Origin of the sequence: Wolbachia endosymbiont (group B) of Germaria angustata (genome assembly GCF_964026725.1) — a bacterium.
GTDB lineage: Bacteria > Pseudomonadota > Alphaproteobacteria > Rickettsiales > Anaplasmataceae > Wolbachia > Wolbachia pipientis_C.
In genome coordinates, this window is record NZ_OZ034691.1 from 244,642 (window position 1) to 263,295 (window position 18,654).

19 protein-coding genes, 1 other RNA gene and 1 pseudogene are annotated in these 18,654 nt (G+C 34.3%); 8 read left to right on the forward strand and 13 right to left on the reverse strand.

All coding sequences use genetic code 11. From position 1 onward, the window contains the following. Positions 1-557: 557 nt before the first annotated feature. Together AAGD63_RS01165 and AAGD63_RS01170 are read right to left on the reverse strand one after the other, a co-directional pair. Positions 558-845 carry a hypothetical protein gene (locus AAGD63_RS01165; protein ID WP_341813542.1) on the reverse strand — a complete coding sequence of 96 codons (288 nt, stop codon included), beginning with the start codon at positions 843-845 and terminating at the stop codon, positions 558-560. Between the two features lie 65 nt (positions 846-910). Beyond that, the gene (locus tag AAGD63_RS01170) at positions 911-1,090 is read right to left on the reverse strand and encodes a hypothetical protein (protein ID WP_341813543.1); all 180 of its coding nucleotides are present in this window, start codon (positions 1,088-1,090) and stop codon (positions 911-913) included. A gap of 136 nt (positions 1,091-1,226) precedes the next feature. On the opposite strand from AAGD63_RS01170, the gene AAGD63_RS01175 reads away from it, so the two are divergent. Next, positions 1,227-1,835, forward strand: coding sequence for a superoxide dismutase (locus AAGD63_RS01175; RefSeq protein WP_341813544.1), 609 nt, complete (start codon positions 1,227-1,229; stop codon positions 1,833-1,835). A gap of 1 nt (position 1,836) precedes the next feature. Then, the gene (locus tag AAGD63_RS01180; protein ID WP_341813545.1) at positions 1,837-3,111 is read left to right on the forward strand and encodes a pitrilysin family protein; all 1,275 of its coding nucleotides are present in this window, start codon (positions 1,837-1,839) and stop codon (positions 3,109-3,111) included. Here the strand turns inward: AAGD63_RS01180 and AAGD63_RS01185 are convergent. The 3 genes from AAGD63_RS01185 to nuoE all read right to left on the reverse strand — a co-directional run bounded on the left by AAGD63_RS01185 (position 3,108) and on the right by nuoE (position 5,241). Beyond that, complete coding sequence (locus AAGD63_RS01185; RefSeq protein WP_341813546.1) at positions 3,108-3,425, reverse strand: hypothetical protein; 318 nt, start codon at positions 3,423-3,425, stop codon at positions 3,108-3,110. The two genes, AAGD63_RS01180 and AAGD63_RS01185, sit on opposite strands and share 4 nt — an antisense overlap. Before the next feature lie 103 nt (positions 3,426-3,528). After that, on the reverse strand, positions 3,529-4,740 hold the full coding sequence (tgt, locus tag AAGD63_RS01190) for a tRNA guanosine(34) transglycosylase Tgt (protein ID WP_341813547.1): 1,212 nt from the start codon (positions 4,738-4,740) through the stop codon (positions 3,529-3,531). Next, positions 4,741-5,241 carry an NADH-quinone oxidoreductase subunit NuoE gene (gene nuoE, locus AAGD63_RS01195; RefSeq protein WP_264330482.1) on the reverse strand — a complete coding sequence of 167 codons (501 nt, stop codon included), beginning with the start codon at positions 5,239-5,241 and terminating at the stop codon, positions 4,741-4,743. Between the two features lie 248 nt (positions 5,242-5,489). On the opposite strand from nuoE, the gene AAGD63_RS01200 reads away from it, so the two are divergent. Together AAGD63_RS01200 and rnpB are read left to right on the forward strand one after the other, a co-directional pair. Beyond that, complete coding sequence (locus AAGD63_RS01200) at positions 5,490-7,727, forward strand: hypothetical protein (protein WP_341813548.1); 2,238 nt, start codon at positions 5,490-5,492, stop codon at positions 7,725-7,727. A 157-nt stretch (positions 7,728-7,884) separates the two neighbouring features. Continuing rightward, positions 7,885-8,233: RNase P RNA component class A (rnpB, locus tag AAGD63_RS01205), an RNA gene on the forward strand. Here the strand turns inward: rnpB and AAGD63_RS06125 are convergent. Both AAGD63_RS06125 and AAGD63_RS01215 read right to left on the reverse strand, forming a co-directional pair. Further along, the gene (locus tag AAGD63_RS06125) at positions 8,222-8,362 is read right to left on the reverse strand and encodes a hypothetical protein (RefSeq protein ID WP_410542026.1); all 141 of its coding nucleotides are present in this window, start codon (positions 8,360-8,362) and stop codon (positions 8,222-8,224) included. The two genes, rnpB and AAGD63_RS06125, sit on opposite strands and share 12 nt — an antisense overlap. 208 nt (positions 8,363-8,570) lie before the next feature. Then, positions 8,571-9,341 carry a response regulator transcription factor gene (locus AAGD63_RS01215; protein ID WP_341813549.1) on the reverse strand — a complete coding sequence of 257 codons (771 nt, stop codon included), beginning with the start codon at positions 9,339-9,341 and terminating at the stop codon, positions 8,571-8,573. A gap of 322 nt (positions 9,342-9,663) precedes the next feature. Here AAGD63_RS01215 and AAGD63_RS01220 point away from each other — a divergent pair, with 322 nt between their 5' ends. The 4 genes from AAGD63_RS01220 to AAGD63_RS01235 all read left to right on the forward strand — a co-directional run bounded on the left by AAGD63_RS01220 (position 9,664) and on the right by AAGD63_RS01235 (position 13,096). Next, positions 9,664-10,641, forward strand: coding sequence for an NAD(P)H-dependent glycerol-3-phosphate dehydrogenase (locus tag AAGD63_RS01220; protein WP_264330445.1), 978 nt, complete (start codon positions 9,664-9,666; stop codon positions 10,639-10,641). A 76-nt stretch (positions 10,642-10,717) separates the two neighbouring features. Next, positions 10,718-11,143, forward strand: coding sequence for a phosphatidylglycerophosphatase A (locus AAGD63_RS01225; protein WP_010406878.1), 426 nt, complete (start codon positions 10,718-10,720; stop codon positions 11,141-11,143). Continuing rightward, positions 11,133-11,924: a GNAT family N-acetyltransferase gene (locus tag AAGD63_RS01230; protein WP_341813550.1), complete on the forward strand. Its 792-nt coding sequence runs from the start codon at positions 11,133-11,135 to the stop codon at positions 11,922-11,924. Before AAGD63_RS01225 ends, AAGD63_RS01230 begins: the two co-directional genes overlap by 11 nt. A gap of 35 nt (positions 11,925-11,959) precedes the next feature. Continuing rightward, positions 11,960-13,096, forward strand: a complete 1,137-nt coding sequence (locus AAGD63_RS01235) for a hypothetical protein (RefSeq protein WP_341813551.1) — start codon at positions 11,960-11,962, stop codon at positions 13,094-13,096. Between the two features lie 3 nt (positions 13,097-13,099). Here the strand turns inward: AAGD63_RS01235 and AAGD63_RS01240 are convergent, their stop codons facing one another. The 6 genes and pseudogenes from AAGD63_RS01240 to AAGD63_RS01265 all read right to left on the reverse strand — a co-directional run bounded on the left by AAGD63_RS01240 (position 13,100) and on the right by AAGD63_RS01265 (position 18,648). After that, positions 13,100-13,888, reverse strand: a complete 789-nt coding sequence (locus AAGD63_RS01240) for a succinate dehydrogenase iron-sulfur subunit (RefSeq protein ID WP_006014752.1) — start codon at positions 13,886-13,888, stop codon at positions 13,100-13,102. Positions 13,889-13,942: 54 nt separating this feature from the next. Further along, positions 13,943-14,401 (reverse strand): rRNA maturation RNase YbeY, encoded by a 459-nt coding sequence (ybeY, locus tag AAGD63_RS01245; RefSeq protein ID WP_015587883.1) that lies wholly within the window; start codon positions 14,399-14,401, stop codon positions 13,943-13,945. A 339-nt stretch (positions 14,402-14,740) separates the two neighbouring features. After that, a complete protein-coding gene (locus AAGD63_RS01250) occupies positions 14,741-15,139 on the reverse strand; it encodes an EVE domain-containing protein (protein WP_264330442.1) in 399 nt (132 codons plus the stop codon). Then, positions 15,139-16,323 (reverse strand): cell division protein FtsZ, encoded by a 1,185-nt coding sequence (ftsZ, locus tag AAGD63_RS01255; RefSeq protein ID WP_108784061.1) that lies wholly within the window; start codon positions 16,321-16,323, stop codon positions 15,139-15,141. Before ftsZ ends, AAGD63_RS01250 begins: the two co-directional genes overlap by 1 nt. 232 nt (positions 16,324-16,555) lie before the next feature. Continuing rightward, positions 16,556-17,059 carry a hypothetical protein gene (locus AAGD63_RS01260; protein ID WP_341813552.1) on the reverse strand — a complete coding sequence of 168 codons (504 nt, stop codon included), beginning with the start codon at positions 17,057-17,059 and terminating at the stop codon, positions 16,556-16,558. Positions 17,060-17,135: 76 nt separating this feature from the next. Beyond that, positions 17,136-18,648, reverse strand: a pseudogene (locus AAGD63_RS01265) (YifB family Mg chelatase-like AAA ATPase). Between the last annotated feature and the right edge of the window lie 6 nt (positions 18,649-18,654).

Sequence of the window (18,654 nt, forward strand, 5' to 3'; positions counted from 1 at the left end):
TATAATTACTTTTCAAATATAAATGGCAAGTTAAAGTGGTTTTTTGTTACTCAAAAAACAGAAATGTTTCTATTTCCTACACTTTCTTTATAAAAATCATAGGCGCCCATTATTAGCTAAAGTAAAAGTCAAGTATCTGGAATTCTGGACATAAAATCCTCCTGTATAAAAAGATTAGAAAAAAATGCAGCGCACATATGACAGACGTGTATATATGCTGAAAAAGATACGCTACGTTTTTTATTGAAAAGTTAGTTGAAGTCTGCAGACAAAGATAGATTTTGAGCTCTTAAAATATCTCTAATTATCATTATAATCAGATTCAAAATATGCGGAAGTAATTTTTTTTGACAATAGATTTCTTGCATAACCAAGTGTCATCCCAGCTGGGATTCAACTAAGTTGGTAAACACCTTACAACGTTTTTTGCGCGAAAAAGCTGGATGCCCAGTGTCAGCTACTTGCATGACATCCTCTTGCTTCTATAGTTGTCTTTATCTCGTCTACTTTATTTTGCCACACAGATACAATGGTTTCACATGTACTTGGTAGGCTATCTATTTTGAAAAAGAAGGACTACCAACACCTTCACTTTTTGCATCACTAAATTTACTTGCCACTTTATCAATAGTCCAAACGAGTGGCGTAACAACGAGCGCAGCAGCCCAAATAACAGCACTAACAACATAACTTAAAACTGTGTTAACAAATTTAGATAATGCACTACTATGGTCCCATGCCTTACATGACAACATGGATGAATAATCTATTAACGATTTTGTGTTACGCTTAAGATCAAAACTATCTACTACTTTCGCTAATCCTTTTGCTGGCCAGTATGACAAATACGCCAATGCTAGATATAAAGGTTGCAGAATTACACTAGCTAACGCAAAAGTAATAATCCTAATCATAGAAGGATTTTTTTGTAACTACCAAGAGCTACATTTTTCACTGGCCCAATAACACTATTAATATAATGAACGGATTTATAGAAACTATTTTGTGGAATTTTGTTACATCCAACACTTTTGGTAGGAACATCTCCGAACTTAGCATATCTACTAAAATTCTTGAATAAACTTGACATATTACCCCTCTAATAATAAAAACATAATTATCTTACTAATATCGCTTGTTTTAGAATAAATGCAATCACTACCTAACTAAATTATGTGTTGCGCAAAAGCACATATTACCATACCATCGAAAATAAAGAGGTCAGCATGAGTTTTACTTTACCTGAGTTGCCATATGATAAAGCAGCTTTAGAGCCTTATATATCTGTAAAGACATTAGATTTTCATTATGATAAGCACCATAAGGGATATTTAAATAAACTCAACGAACTGGTTGAAAACACAGATTATCAACATATGGAAATTGAGGAATTAGTAACGAAAGTTCACGGAAATAATAATATAGTTCCTATTTTTAACAATGCAGCACAAGTTTGGAATCACACTTTTTATTGGAATTCAATGAAAAAGAATGGTGGTGGTAAGCCTCAAGATGATGGTCTTCTAGCAAAAAAAATTCAAGATGATATTGGTGGCTTTGACAAATTTTGTGAAGAATTTTCAAATTATGGAGTAAGCCAATTTGGTAGTGGATGGGTGTGGTTAGTGCTTGAAAAAGGAAAACTCAAAATCACTAAAACTCCAAATGCGGATCTACCGCTAATTTATGGCCAGGTGCCACTACTTACTATGGATGTATGGGAGCATGCATACTATTTGGATTGCCAAAATCGCAGAATTGACTACATAAAAGTTTTTCTTGATCATTTGATCAATTGGGATTTTGTAGAAGAGAATTTAAAGAAGAATATATAAGATGAATATACCACAAGTAACAAAACTAGATAATGGTCTGCGCATAATAACTGAGCGAGTGCATGAAGTTGATTCCGTAGCTTTAAATATACGAGTTGGTGTTGGCAGTAGAGCTGAAAGTGCAAGTCAAAATGGAATATCTCATTTCCTAGAGCACATGGCTTTCAAAGGAACAAAGACAAGAACTGCTTTTGAAATTGCAAAAGCTTTTGACGACATAGGTGGAGCTTTCAATGCTTGCACCGGTAGAGAAAGTACAAGTTATTACGCAAAGGTTCTTAAAAAAGATATAAAGACTGGCATTGATATATTAATAGATATATTAATGAATTCTACATTTCCAGAGGATGAATTGGAACGCGAAAAGGGTGTTGTAATACAAGAGATTTTTCAAACTAATGATTCACCGAGCGATATCATTTTTGATAAGTATTTTGAAGCAGCTTATAAAGATCAACCATTTGGTAGGTCAATCTTGGGTACGCAAGATACTGTCAAATCTTTTACTCGAGAAGATCTGAATAACTACATAAAGGAGCATTACTTTGGCGGAAATATGATATTTGCTGCTGCAGGAAATGTTGAGCATGAGGAAGTTGTTCAATTAATCAAAGACTTTCTCTCAAAGATTCATTCAAAAGAGCTGAAAAAAAGCGAGAATGCAAGTTATACCAGTGGTGAGTATTTAGAACATCGTAAATTAGATCAAGTACATTTATTAATTGGTCTACCTAGTGTTTCTCGTGATGATAATAGATATCACACATTCAAGGTGCTTGATTCTATACTGGGAAGTGGAATGTCATCACGCCTGTTTCAGGAAGTAAGAGAAAAGCAGGGGCTTGCTTACTCCATTTACTCATTCAACTCTAGCTATGCTGATACAGGAATGCTTTCGATTTTTGCTGGTACAGATAGCAGTAATCTAGATAAGCTTTTGAAATCCATAACGACAGAGCTAAAGAAATTGTCTACAGATGATTTAAAGGAAGAAGAAGTAAATAGAGTAAAAGAGCGAGTAAAATCCCAAATTTTAATGTCACGCGAAAGTGTTAGCTCGCGTGCTGAAACGTTAGGACACTACTACGGCAACTATAATAAATACATCAGTAAAAACGAATTAATAGAAAAAATTAGTGCTGTTACTATTTACGATATAAAAAAAGCAGCAGAAGAATTGCTATCTCAGCATGAAAAAATTACTTTAGCTGCGATTGGAGAAATTAAGTCACTGCCAAGTTACGATAAAGTTGTTTCTATGCTTAGTGTACTTTAGTTATGTTGCTTATGCTCACTAAAAAGTTCAATGAATGGTTGCAAAATCCTTTCTATAAAAAGTTTACTTTCTGGTTCATCGCGTATACCACTAATCATTTTATTGAAAGCTTTTTCGCTGTTTTGTAAAAATAAATAGCTTTCTACTGATTGCACAATAGACAAGGCAGTTAGAATTCCTCCTGTCACTAAACAAGAAGCTATAGCAGGTACAGTACCCACTGCAATTCCAGTTGCGATCAATGATAAACCAGCTAAGAGTGTAAAGGCTGAAACGCAAAACGCTATTTGATGTTTTTCTTTATTTTTAACCATAAATGCCTCACAAAATTGTATTTCTAGTATACCCGTATATATACGGTACTGTCAAGTTTTTAAAGAAGATTAAAAAATGCAACGCACATGTGCAAAATATGAACTAGGTATATAATTCACAATGCAGCGGTATTTCACTAATCCAATTATTTTTTTCCTGATCTAGCCTATCATTCAATATTGCTTGTCTTATTGATTCCATCAACTTATTCATGAAGAAAACATTGTGAATGGTAACGAGTGTATAAGCCAGCAACTCTTTAGCTTTCAGTAGATGGTGTATATAAGCTCTTGAATGTTTTCTGCAAGTAAAGCACAAACAGTCATTTTCAATTGGGTTATCATCTAGTTCGAATCGTTGATTTCGCAAATTAATATGCTCTTTACACTTTGAAGAAATAGAATCTCTGTTTTTTACTTTAACAAGTGCGCCACCATGTCTTGCGAGGCGAGTTGGATGCACGCAATCAAATGTATCAACTCCAAGCTCTACTCCACGAAAAATGTCTACAATTCCACCAATACCAAGCAAATGAGTAGGCCTATCTTTTTTTAAATGTTCCATAGTAAAGGAAACTACATCATACATCTGCTCTTTACTCTGACCAAGCGATCCACCTATTGCTTGACCAAAAAATGGCAAATTATTGATAAAATTACAACTTTCTCTACGTAAATCTTGATACACTCCACCTTGGCTAATTCCATACAGCGCCTGTTTGCCATCATTATTTTTTTCAAACTCATTTAAAGAACGTTCAGCCCATCTATGGCTCATGAGCATCGATTTCCTTGTATACTCCTTGCTGACGTGAAATGGAGTGCATTCATCCAAAACTAGGATTAAATCTGCGCCTAATTTTTGTTGAATTTGTATAGATTTTTCAGGAGTTAAGCAATAAATTTTACCATTTATGTAAGAACGAAAAATTGCCCCATCTTCATTAATTTTGATCAGAGTTTTTTGTTTCTGTCTTATTCCCTTTATTTCTTCTGAAACTGATCCGTGTCCTAAACTAAATATCTGGTATCCACCAGAATCAGTGAGCATTGGTCCATTCCATCCCATCATCTTGTGCAAGCCACCAAGTTTTGCCACAGTATCCTCTCCAGGTTGAAGCATTAGGTGATAAGTGTTAGAAAGTATTATCTGAGTACCTGCTTCTCTGATTCTTTCGATATCTGCAGCTTTAATGGCAGCTTTGGTTGCACAAAATATAAATGCTGGTGTTTCTATGTTTCCATTTGGAGTTTTAATTATGCCAACTCTTGCAGAACCTGATTGCTTGGTTATCCTAAACGAAAACTTTTCCATCTATTTGCTTGAAAGCTCTGCTATGATATTTTCCACTTTTTCAGGAGTGAGATTTTCATAAAAGTCATTATTGATCTGCACCACAGGGGCATTAACGCATGCACCAAGACATTCAACTTCCTTTAAAGTAAATAGATTATCTTTAGTGGTTTCACCGATATTGATTCCAAGCTTCTTTTTAAAGGTACTTAAAACTTCCTCGCTATTGCATAACCAGCAAGGAGTTGTCCTACAAATTTGTATCAAATATTTACCCACTGGCTTTAAATTATACATGGTATAAAAATTTGCCACTTCATAAACGCGAATATGTGGAATATGAAGCATGTCAGCAACGCAGCGCATGGCAGATTCAGGAACCCATCCGCATTGTTCTTGAACCAGGTATAGTAAAGGCATGACGGCACTACCTTCTCTACCTTTAGGATACATCTCTATAGACTTTTTCGCTTTTCTGAGGTTGTCTGATGTAAAACTAAACTGTTCTTCTTTCTCTTTCATCTAATAAGGTTCGTGTAAATCTCAACAAATTATACTTGAAGAGTTAACAATTGCAATTGTTGGTTTTTTGAGCTCTACAATATTATATCTGTAGAGTGGGTGCACTCAATTTGTGAATTCTTTACTGCTACTCATTTTCCATATCTCGCTTTGCAGATTATAAAGGTATTAATTTTAGTTAAAATTTTCATTGACATTAACATGCAGAAATAATCATAATAGCATTTATTAAGATTTTAAATATAATTATGTCTATATTAAGTAGATTATTTGGAGTTAATACAACTATACTGAAAGTTAAAGAAGCGATAGGTTTTAATCCAAAAAACGTAGGGTTGATTGAAGGAAATGGAGTTACTTATGGACTAAGCTATCAAGATAATGGCAATGGAAGCAGTAGAGTAAAGTTACTTATTAGCCTACTATATCAATCAAAAACATACGAGTGTGATACAGGTGTCAACGTAGCAAATGAATTTAAGGGCCAATTATCTCCCGCACTAATAGAAAATTCAGCTGAAGTAGATAAAGTTGGAGTTATCTTTCCTACAGAAGAAACTAACAAAGAAAGAAAGTGCATCAAAGGCTTAACATTCAACACTTACGAAATCAAGCATTCAACGAATGCTCCCTTAGTTGAGCATTCAGGAAAAGTAAAATTACAAAAAAACATTAATAACCATAATGATGCAAATAAAGGCAATAGCTACTTTCAACCAAAAGCAGTGAAAGTTGGTAATGGTAATGTTGTTGTAGTTGCTCATAATTTAAAGGATCAAGCTTTAGTTTCTTGGTATTTACAATCAGACACGAATGGAAAATTTAAAGCTTTATCTGGAGCAAACGGCATCATAGAAAGAAAATTATTCAAGTTTAATAATCCAGGGCAATTAGTACTAGATGAAAATACGATGCTTTATTCGCAAGTGGGAAAAAATAGTATTGAAAATCAAGAGGTAAGAACAAATATTTTTAAGTTCGATATGGCCAAAGTGGTTGAGGATCTAAAAAGTGGAAAGAAAGATGAATGTTTGCTTAGTAAGAGATGTCAGATAGATAATAAAGCACTATCTCTTTCCAGAGAATATGAAATAAGCTTTTTACAGTATGTGAAACAAACTGAAGGCGATGATCAGGTTGCTTTTCTTGCAAAAAAACAATCTTCTAATACGCAAGAATTGCATTTAGTAAGCCTTGCTAAGAAAGGACCAAAATCAAATTTTACTGTTTGTGAATGTGAAGATCCTATAGAACAATTGTACGTTAAAGACAATGGCCAAGGAGGTTTTATCGTCACTGCGGTAAGTGGAGAGAGTATTATAACTTTTAATAGAGAGAGCTCTGGAAAATCTTCTGAAGCAACGATAATACCGACAAGCAGTATCAAAGCTCTCAGTGATTTTGTTAATATCATTAACGGCCAATTGATGCCTAGTATTATTTCCAGCAGTACTGTGTCTCCTATAACTGTTACAGAGACGGTTGTGACTTCTAAGAAAACGACGACTGCTGCAATTACTAGCACAACAGAAACCGACACTGTAAAGACTACCAAATTAACAACAGAAGCATCAACTATCATTGTACCAACTTCCACAATGAGTAAATCTTCAACAGAGTCAACAACTCAGGCAAGTACAGTAACAGTGGAGTCAACAACAGTAGCATCAACTACCACTGCACCTACTTCTACAACGAGTAGGCCTTCAACAGAGTCAACAATTCAAACAAGTACAGTAACAGTGGGGCCAACAACAGTAGCAAAAACAACTACTACTCCACAAGCGACCACAGTTGCTACAACGTCAACTAGTGCACCGATAGTAACTTCAGAAACTGAGACAAGTACTGTAAAATCTACAGCAGCGACTGTTGAGTCAACTTTTACAGCAAGCAGTACTACGATGAGTAAGCCTTTAACAGAATTAACAACTAAGATGAGTACGTCATCAGAACCAACAACAGTAGCTGAAACTATTGCGACTTCACAAGCAACTATGATTACTACAATGCCAACTAATGCGCCAACAACAAACTCAGAGAAAACTATACAAACAGTGTCCACTATATCAAGTACTGGAACAAAGGTAACAATTCCTCTGTTCACTACAACTTTACTTCCTCAAACTACTCCTTCACCACAGCCCACTCAGCTTGCTATAGAGTCTAATAGGGCAGGAATGATAGGTGGGTCTTTGGTTGGAGCGATAATAAGTATTGCTGGAATTATAGGATTCATAGCATACAAATATGTTAAGGGTCGTAATGCTGCTCCTGTGTTAGAACTAACTAATTTCAATGATAGAAGGCGATCATCTTCAAGTGGCAATAGCGATGAAGAAATTTTTATCGCTAATAACAGAATGAGACATATATCTATGCGAACTATGGATCAATCTGAAACAGTGCTAAACAGTATATCGGTGGAGAGTAGTAGTCGGTCAAGAAGTAGCTCATCGTCTTCAAGCGGTGGACCAGGGTCTTGACTGACTGAGCTAGAATCTAAAAGTGAAAAAAGCTTATCTTGGGATAGCGATGATGTACCGGAATATCACCTTTAGCTATTTGTCTGAATGTTTTTAGTATGTAGACTGTTAGGAAAATTTCTTTTGCTTTTGTGGTTTTAATGTTAAAGTATAATTCCTAGGTGCAATAAGTAGCTGCTGTTGTGTGATAAACACAGCAGAGGAAAGTCCGAGCTCCAAGAAAAGGTAGTGACGGGTAACGCCCGCCGGAGGTAACTCCAGTTATAGGGCTACAGAAAATTACCGCCTAAATATTATTAGGCAAGGGTGAAAAGGTGTGGTAAGAGCACACCATAACAATGGCAACATTGGTAGTCAAGTAACCAACACTAGGAGCAAGATTAAATAGAAGTAGATTTTATGTTTTTCTCATATCTACTCGGGTAAATCGCATGAAGTAAATGGTAACATTTACTCCAGATAAATAGCTACATAAACAGAACTCGGCTTATATTTCACCTAGGCAATGCATGAATGTCAGCCATACTATGTAAATGTATCAAACATTTCACATACCCTGTACGCTCAATTTGACCACCTATATTCCTTTTACTTCTTGGCTTATCTCTTTTTGTATTTCCTTTAGAACTTAACAAAGCTTTTCCTTTAACTCATCACCCTCTATCTCTAAAACCTTATTTTCTTACCTATAACTTTTAGCTTAGCTTCCAACTTTTCTATTTTTTGCTGCAAGTCTTTGTAAAGTTCTAAAAGACTAACCATGTTACCTCACTTTTACGATTGGTTTTTATCTTATTTCATCTACCTATTTTGTTGCTTCAATGAATGGGTGAATAAAGCATTTCATGCGCTGTCCTTCACTTGTTCTGCTTGATAGTCACTACTGCTTTCGCTTATATTAGCACTAGAGTATTCTTCATCGTCAACATACTCTTTTAGGACATATCCTCTACCCCAAATGGTTTCTATGTGGCTTATTCCATCATTTGCACTTTCAAGTTTTTTACGTAATTTACACATAAAAACATCAACTATTTTGTTGTCTGAAGGTTCGTCCAAGCCATTGTAAAGATGGTTTAAAAACATTTCTTTTGTCAACACTGCTCCTTTACGCAATGCCAGCAATTCTATCATGGAATACTCTTTGTTAGTAAGGTGAACTGTTTTGCCTTTTACCTCAACAATCCTGTGATCAAAATTGATATTCATATTACCAATCTTTATCACTGATTCGGGATGACCTTTAGTACGTCGGACTATGGCCTTAATTCGAGCTAATAATTCGCTCTTGTGAAATGGCTTGGTTAAGTAATCGTCGGCACCATACCCAAGTCCTTTAGCTTTATGGTTGGCAGCGGAGATACACGAAAGTATTAAAACAGGAACTTTGATTTTTGCACTTCTTAATCTTAACAGTATATCATATCCATCAATATCACCAGGCAGGTGTATATCTAGAATAACTAGATCGTAATAGTCTCCACCCGAGGAAACCATATTATTGTTATAATCTTGTGCAGAAGTAACAACTTCGCAAAAATGTCCATCAGAAGTTAAGGCATTAACTACAGTCTTTGCACTTACTTGATCATCTTCAATTAATAATATACGCATATTTTACACCCCATAAATAATTTATAATTTTAGTAATATATATAACCAAGGAAAGTAATAAATCAAATTTTTATTAATGAATAATAGAAATTACACTTATTAATTAATAGTTAATATGTCGTTCCAAAATTATACAAATAGATCTAAAATACAATAGATATACTATAATAATACTATTTTTAGTAAATATTGAATAGAAGCTATTTTATTAAAAGAATACTTAGGTTAATAGATATTTAAACTATTTTATACTTTTATGTTATATTTTTAATTTACTTATTCTACAGTTTTAAATTATAAGTAATACTTTCAGGAATATTGAGTGGTAATATCAGTTTTAGGTGCTGGCGCATGGGGTACAGCAATTGCGATTTCATTAAGTAGTAAGAAAAATGTAATTTTGTGGACTCGCAATAAGGCCATGTTTGAATCAATTAAAGAGAAAAGAGAAAGTGACAAGCTACCTGATTGTCCAATTTCTGATAATGTATCAGTAAAATTAGCTATTGAAGATGCAGTTAATGCTTCAGTAATAATTCTAGCTGTTCCCACTCAGTCTCTAAGGGAGATATGTCATCAATTGAATGATTGTAACCTAAAAAAAAATGTAGCAATAATTTTGGCTTGTAAGGGAATAGAAAAATCTACATTAAAATTACCTAGTGAAGTAGTCAATGAAGTTTTACCTAATAATCCTCTTGCTGTTTTTTCTGGTCCTAGCTTTGCTATAGAAGTTGCAAGAAAATTACCATATTCGATGGTTCTTGCATGTCAAAATGAAGTATTAGGTTCAAAATTAGTATCAGAGCTACAGCAAGAAAATATTAAATTGTACCTTAGTAGCGATGTTATAGGAATACAGGTTTGTGCAGCGTTAAAGAATGTTTTTGCTATAGCATGTGGGGTTGTTCTAGGTAGGTTTGGGTTTAATGCTCATGCAGCATTAATTACGAAAAGTATGAGTGAAATTAAGGCTTTATACTCAGCAAAAGTTGGTGACGGCAATGTAGATATAAATACACTACTTGGACCAGCATGCTTAGGCGATTTGGTTGTGACATGCACATCATTAAATTCAAGAAATCTATCTTTTGGATCTAAAGTAGCTAATAGTAATGGTTCTAGTGCTCAGCAGATTTTATCAGAAGGTAAGTCGGTAATTGAAGGTTTTAACACTGCTAAGTCTGCATTTGATTTAGCAGAAAAGCTAAAGATAAAAATGCCCATATGTGAAGCGATCTATAGATTGCTATATGAAAATACTTCTATAGAAGATACTATTTCTGTTCTTGTAAATTAGTTTTATATTTCGGTATATTGTGAAATTTTTATATAAATTAATATCAACATGGTGGCTATCTGGCACGGTAAAAAACATGCCAGGTACTATAGGCAGCTTGGCTGCTTACCCAATTGTTCCTATATTACTCAATGACAGAATTTTAGGTACAGCAATTATTTTTTTTTTATTCTTAGTTGGATTATGGTCTACAGGCAATTATATACAACATTACAAAGCTCCGCATGATCCAAAAGAGGTAGTAATTGATGAAGTAGTTGGTCAATTGCTGACAGTACTTCTAGTTTCAATATTATTAGAACAAGAAATGAATAGCTCTGTATTGTTGGTGTGCTTTTTCTCCTTTAGGTTTTTTGATATAATAAAAGTGTGGCCTATAAATTTGATTGATAAAAATACAAAAGGTCCTTTAGGTATTATGCTAGATGATGTTGTAGCTGCAATTTTAGCCTTTGTTTTTATAGGAGCCTTTTATTGTTTATTGTTGGTTTATGCAGAATAAAAAAATTTGTTATTCAAGCTTAATTATTCAGAACCTAAAGGATTATATACTTTATGCAACGAATTTGTCCAAGTGGGAAATACATGACAAATTTGATAATGTTATATTTACAGTAAATGGTACCAGAGAATCGTTATTTAATTTTGTGTTTTGTGAAGATCAATGTACTGAGCTTTCCATATACAGAACTCTAAATTATCTCAAAGCACGAAATATAGAAGCAACATGGATAATAAGTCCACGTATAAAAATAGGGGGTATTTTAGAAAAATGCGAAATAAAACACGTTAGCACACCAAAAAAAGTTTTACTCAATATAAAAGATTATTTTTTGCCTGATGATGCTGTTCCAAATTTGAAGTTCAATGTTGTAAATAGTAGTGAGCTCTTAGAGCAATTAGATTTACACACTTCTAAAATTTTTTATCATAGAATTAGTATTGTTAGCACATTTTTTCGCCAATTATCGAATTATGATGATAAGAGCTCAAGGTTAAGATTTTTTCTTGTAATGCTAAATAACGAAATTGTTGGAACATGCGGTCTTTATATTCAAGACAGCATAGCTGGTTTTTATAGTGATGGAGTTTTACCAATTTACAGGGGTCGTGGAATAGGAACTCAAATGGTTCTAGAAAGAATAAAGATAGCTAGGCAATTTGAATGCAAATACATAGTAGCACATTGCATGAAACCTTCTGTAAACCTTTATAAAAGATTAGGCTTTAGGGTATTGGGCAATCTTCACTTATATACCTCTTCAGTACAATCTCTTTGCTGAGAGGTTATAAATTTTTATATTTGTTTTAGAATGCTATGTTTTTTTTGTATGAAATAGTTTTACTACTAATTCTAGTATTCTTCTTTTTCTCATATTCTAAATTAAAAATTAGTAATAAAATTAAGGACTTACAACATCAAAATGTTATCATAAATAATTTAATAGATACTGTAAATGATGGATTTTATATTTGGGACGCAAAAAAACGTATAGAAAAATTTTCTCCCAATTTACTAATTTTGCTTAATACTGTTTTTTATTCATTTAATGAGTTTGTAAATTTTTTTGAGCAATCAGAAAGCTTAATTAAAAGTTTTGCTGAGGCAAAGGAAATAAATAAATCTTTTACTCTAGATTTAAAGTCAAAAGACAGTGAGGTTTATTGCACATGTTATGGTAAAAGCATAATAGATTATTCTAATAATGTGATTGGTGTGTTGTTGTGGATAAGGAATATCTCCGATTATAAGATAAAAGCTAATGAACTTGAGTTAGAAAATAGTAGGCTTATGCGAGAATTGGAGAACTATAAAAAAATTTTTGACTCTTTACCATTTCCAATACTGAAGCACAATAAGAATAAAAAAGTAAGGTTTTATAACTTATTTTATGATAAATATATAGGCAGCTCTAAAAAATTTACTGTTGCGAGTGGCTCCTATAACGTAAAACCAGGAGAGTGTGTAATAACTTACAAGAACGAACCTAAGGTTTTTAATTTTGTTGAAGTTCCAATGCAAAATTCTAATAGCATAGTAATGTATGGAAAAGATATTAGTGATGAAAAAAAATTACATACTGAGCTAAGCAATTGTTTAGCTGCACAAGAAAGTTTGCTTGAGAAGCTATCGATTGCTGTAGCGATATATAGTAAGAATCAAAAGCTAAAATTTTATAATAATGCTTTTATAAGAACTTTTCAGTTTGATCCAAAATTTTTGGAGTCTTATCCAACTTATCACGAGATTATGCTTCACCTATTTGAATCTAAAAAGCTTTTAGGAAAAAATGATTTTCAAACTATTAATAATCAAAGACATGAGTTGTTCAAAAGATTACTGGAATCATATGGTGAAACAATACATTTCATGAACGGAAGAACGTTTAGGGTATTAACAATACCCTATGCTTCAGAGGGTCTACTATTTTCTTACGAAGAGTGCCAGAAATAACACTCAAATTCCTCCTCTCTCTACCATAAGCTGTTTTACTTTCGCTATCGCTTTTGCTGGGTTAAGACCTTTCGGGCAGGTTTTTGTACAATTCATTATTGTATGACAACGATACAACTTAAATGGGTCGTTTAAAGAAGCAAGTCTTTCTTCTTTCTTATTATCACGACTGTCAGCAATCCATCTATAAGCTTGCAGTAATATCGCTGGCCCTAAAAATTTATCACCATTCCACCAATAGCTTGGGCAACCAGTCGAACAGCAAGCACATAGTATACAATCAGACAGACCATCCAATTTTTTTCTATCTTCAGGAGATTGAAAGTATTCTTTATTTTGTAAGGCAGATTTATCTGTTTGTAACCAAGGTTTAATCGATTTGTATTGCTCATAAAATTGGCTTAGATCTGGAACTAGATCCTTTACTATATACATATGAGGTAGTGGATATATTTTTACTTCACCTTTTATATCATGTATAGATTTAGTGCATGCGAGAGTGTTGGTACCATCAATATTCATTGCACAAGATCCGCATATTCCTTCTCTGCAAGAGCGTCTAAAAGTTAAGGTTGAATCTATTTCATCCTTTATTTTTATTAATGCATCAAGTACCATAGGGCCACAATTATCCATATCGATAAAAAATGTGTCTATTCTTGGATTTTTATCATCATCAGCAGACCAACGATAAATTTGAAATCTTCTAATATTTTTTGCTCCAGTAGGAGTAGGATAAACCTTGCCCTTTTTATTAACTTTAGAATTTTTTGGTAAAGAAAACTGAACCATATTGCTTACCTTTTACAGCTAAAACCCCTTTTTTGTAAATAACATATTTTGGTATTATCTACCATACTTTTCCTTTTCAAATTCAAGCAAAGCTAAAATCTTGCTCTCTAAACTTTTCATTATAATTTCTTCATCTTCTTTTTGATGATCATAGCCAAGTAAATGCAGCAATCCATGAACTAACATGTGTGCAGTGTGAGTGAGGATAGATATACAGTACTCATGAGACTCTCTTTCTATTGTATCTACTGCAATTGCTATGTCTCCTAGATCACATTCACTAGATAACTGTTCGCATGGAAATGATAGTACATTAGTTGGCTTATCTATTTCTCTAAACTTAAGATTAAGTTGATGTAGCAAGTTATCATCAGCGAGAGCTATTGATATATTTGGTTTATAATGATCTATTTTTAATTCTTTTAGAGAAGCATTAATAATATTTAATACAAAACTCTGTGGGTCCTTCGTAATACTATGCCACCTCTTATCAAGAATATTTACTTCTAACATGAATAAAGCACCAGAAAGGACATTACCCCATCACTTGACATTGGAACCCAAAAAAGAAGAATTATAGACCATCGTATCATACACACAACTATACGAATATTGTACACTAGAAGGATGTCATCCCAGTGCCCCGACACTGGGATCCAGGAATTTTGATTAGACATTAGGTGAGTGAATATAAAAGCTATATTAAAACACAACATTTTTAATGTGGTTGCATTACAGCTGGATTCCAGTGTCAAGCACTGCTTTGTGTTTGATGCAAAATCGGCTACTTCGAAACAAACACTCATACAGCTGTATGTTGTGTGCTGAGGTAATATTGTTTGGCAACAGATATTACACATCACTCATCCTTATTATTTCATTCCACTCAGTCTCTAAAACCGGAGAAACTGATAAACGTGATTGTTTTAATATAACCATATTTTTCAAAAGTGGGTTTTGTTTTATACTGTTTAACGTCACTTGGTTACTTAAAGGTTTTAAAAGTTTTACATTCACTAGTCCAAATTTGGAGTTATAAACATGATAATACTCCTTTAATACTTCAACTATTCCAAGTATAACTCTCTCTTTACCTGTATGATAAAAAAATGCAAGATCGCCTAATTTCATAGCTCTCATGTAATTTTGAGCTTGATAATTGCATACACCATTCCACTGCGTCACCTGCTCCTTTCCCATTTTTTGCCACGAGTATTCACTTGGCTCTGACTTTAGTAGCCAAAATTGCATTATTTTTTTCTTCTTAAATAAGCTGGTATATCATAAACATTGCTGCCCCACTTAACTCTTTCGTTTGTTTGCTCAGTTGAAGCATATTCTTTTGTTTCTGATATTGGAATTTGATTATAAGGCCATTTAAAATTTTTTTCCTCTGCTGGGATCTTGTTTTGATTAACAGATGAATTGTCGTTACAGCTATCAATGCCAGTTGCAAGAACAGAAACTCTAACTCTTCCCTCCATCGCCTGATCAAAAGTGGCACCAAATATTATATTTGCATTTTCATCCACTTCTTCACGCACTCTATTGGCTGCAGCATCAACTTCAAATAAAGTCATATCTCCACCACCAGTAATATTAATCAATATTCCTTGTGCACCTTTCATTGATACATTATCAAGTAATGGATTAGATATCGCAGCCTCTGCAGCACTAATTGCCCTATCTTCTCCTTCTGCCTCTCCAGTACCAATCATTGCTTTACCCATCTCACTCATTACTGTTTCTATATCAGCAAAATCAAGATTAATCAGTCCTGGCATGATCATCAAATCAGTTACTCCTCTTATGCCAATATGCAGAACATTATCGGCGAGTTGAAATGCGTCAGCAAATGTAGTTTTCTCGTTAGCAATTCTAAATAAATTTTGATTGGGAATGACAATAAGTGTATCTACGTATTTTTGCAACTCTTCAAGTCCAAGCTCTGCAATGCGCATACGTCGCACACCTTCAAAACCGAACGGCTTAGTTACAACTCCAACAGTCAGTATCTTTTTTTCTTTTGCTCCTTTATCTTTAACTACCGCTCTTGCTTCTCTGGCTGCTTTTGCAATTACCGGTGCAGCACCTGTTCCAGTACCACCACCCATCCCTGCTGTGATAAAGAGCATATGGCTATCTTTTATATGCTCCATAATTTCATCAATTGATTCTTCTGCTGCACCTTTACCAACATCAGGCAAAGCGCCGGCACCAAGACCCTTAGTTAAGTTAATACCAAGTTGAATTTTTTTATCACATAATGACTTCTCTAACGCTTGAGCATCGGTATTTGCTACAACAAAATTTACCCCTTGCAAATTGGATTGGATCATGTTGTTTACAGCATTTCCGCCAGCACCACCCACCCCCACAACGGTAATCCTTGGGTGTAATACAGGTAGCTCTGGTAAACTAAGGTCGATTGACATTTAAATTTTACTCAAATATTAGTGAATTCACTTGATAATAAGTTACTGCTTTTTTAACAATATGCAAACATTTTTCATTTTGATATATGCAAATAGTAAACAAGATTTACTTATTCTTAACATTATTAATCAGTAGATGTAATAATTATAGACTTTCAAATAACACTGCTTAAGATGCAAAAAAAAATTGTGAAAAGGGATAGAAGCCTATCCCTTTTGTTGAAAACATAATTTATACAGAGAGATCTTGCGCCAAATAAGGTAGTGCTTTAAGACTATCTATTTTAGTGCTTGGTTGTTGACTATCTTTGTCTTTGTACACTATTTCTTTTATTTCCTCTATTTCCTCGATGCCTTTACTAAAGTCTTTAATTTCCTCTGATTTACTACTGTTCTTATATGCAAGCACAGGTGCAGTTATTAAAGCTGCTACTGCAGCAAGAACTACCAAACTAGCAATGAGTGGATGAGCAACTGCAAATGCAGACATTGCAGTAATAGCAGGACTAACAAGTGTTGCAGCTTTTGTTCCAACTTTACCAACAAAAGTTGCATAAGCTGGGCTTAAGAGATAAGCAGCTGTAAGCGAGGCTACTGCTATAACTGCTAAAGAAATACCAATTGTCTTGCCTTTATGTTCTTTTACGAGATCCCAACCTTGCACAGGCACTTCTTTAGCTGCTGACCAAAATCCTTTGTCTGTATATTTACTTTTTATTGCTTCAAATTTTCCCATAACCATACTCCAAAAATATTAAAATTTCACTAAGGGTAGTATATGGCAAAAAAAGCTGCCCGTCAAGTAAATTAATTTATTTATACATTCTTATTCTGTAATTCAGCGCTTCTGAGATGTGTGCTCTTTTTATTTCCTCACTTTTCGCAAGATCTGCAATGGTTCTTGCGACTCTTAATACACGTGTATAGCCTCGATTGGAAATGTAATTTTCTTTCAGTACGTATTTTAGCAATTCTAACCCTTCCTGATCTGGTTCAGTGAATTTATTTAATGCTTCACCACTGACTTCTGCATTGCAACGAATATTAAATTTACTATAACGCTCAGTTTGAATTTTTCTCGCTCCTATCACCCTTCCTCTTATAACCTCGGTACTTTCTCCCTCCACAGAGATTTCAGGAGAAAGTATGCTAACGTTTGGCATTTCAATGCATATGTCTATTCTATCAAGCAAAGGTCCTGATATTTTATTTCTATAATCTGTGCCGCATTTTGGAGCTTTGTTGCACGATCTACTTGCATCACCTAAGTAACCGCACCTGCAGGAATTCATTGCAGCTATAAGTTGAAAATTAGCTGGATAAGTAATGTGAGCATTTGCACGTGCAATAGTAACTTTTCTATCTTCAAGTGGTTGACGTAGAGAATCAAGCACAAGCCTTGGAAATTCAGGTAGCTCATCAAGAAATAACACACCATTGTGAGCCATGGTGATTTCCCCAGGCTTTGCATTTTTTCCTCCTCCGATCATCGCTGGCATGGAGCATGAATGATGAGGTTCACGAAAGGGGCGAGTTACTTTAAATGTTTCGTTACCGGCTTTTGTTATGCCAGAGATGATATTAACATCAATCATCTCTTGTTCAGTCAAATCGGGTAATAGCCCTATAAATCGCTTAGCAAGCATTGACTTTCCAGTACCAGGAGGTCCAACAAGAAGCATATTGTGTCCACCTGCTGCTGCAATTTCAGCTGCTCTTTATTGCAACAACTTAACCTTTAATATCCTTTATATCTAGAACTGAATTTTTTTCTTTGGGTGCAGCGCTATAGTTAAAAGTTACCGGCTGAATTAACTGCTCACCTTTAAAATGTCTGATAATATCGGTTAATTTCTCTATAGCTAGAATAGAAACATTCTTTACCCATGAAGCTTCTACTCCATTTCCCCTTGGGCAAATTACTCTTTTATTTGCCTGTTTTGCATTGATTGCTGTTGGAAGTACTCCTGAGATTGGTATGACTCTGCTGTCTAGTGCAAGCTCGCCCATAATTATATAAGACTGAACTTTTTCAACTGGTATCACATTCATTACAACAAGTAATCCAACAGCAATAGCTAAGTCATAATGACTACCTTCTTTAAGCAAATCCGCAGGGGAAAGATTAACCGTAATCCTTTTTGGAGGTAACAGAAGATTGATTGAATTTAACGCTGCTCTGATACGCTCTCTCGATTCTGCAACAGTTTTATCCGGCAGTCCAACAATATTAAAAGCTGGAATACCATTTGCCATGTGAATTTGTGCATTAACATTTACTGTGCTGGTTCCCTGAAGTGCAACGGTATTTATATTTGCAATCATACTATA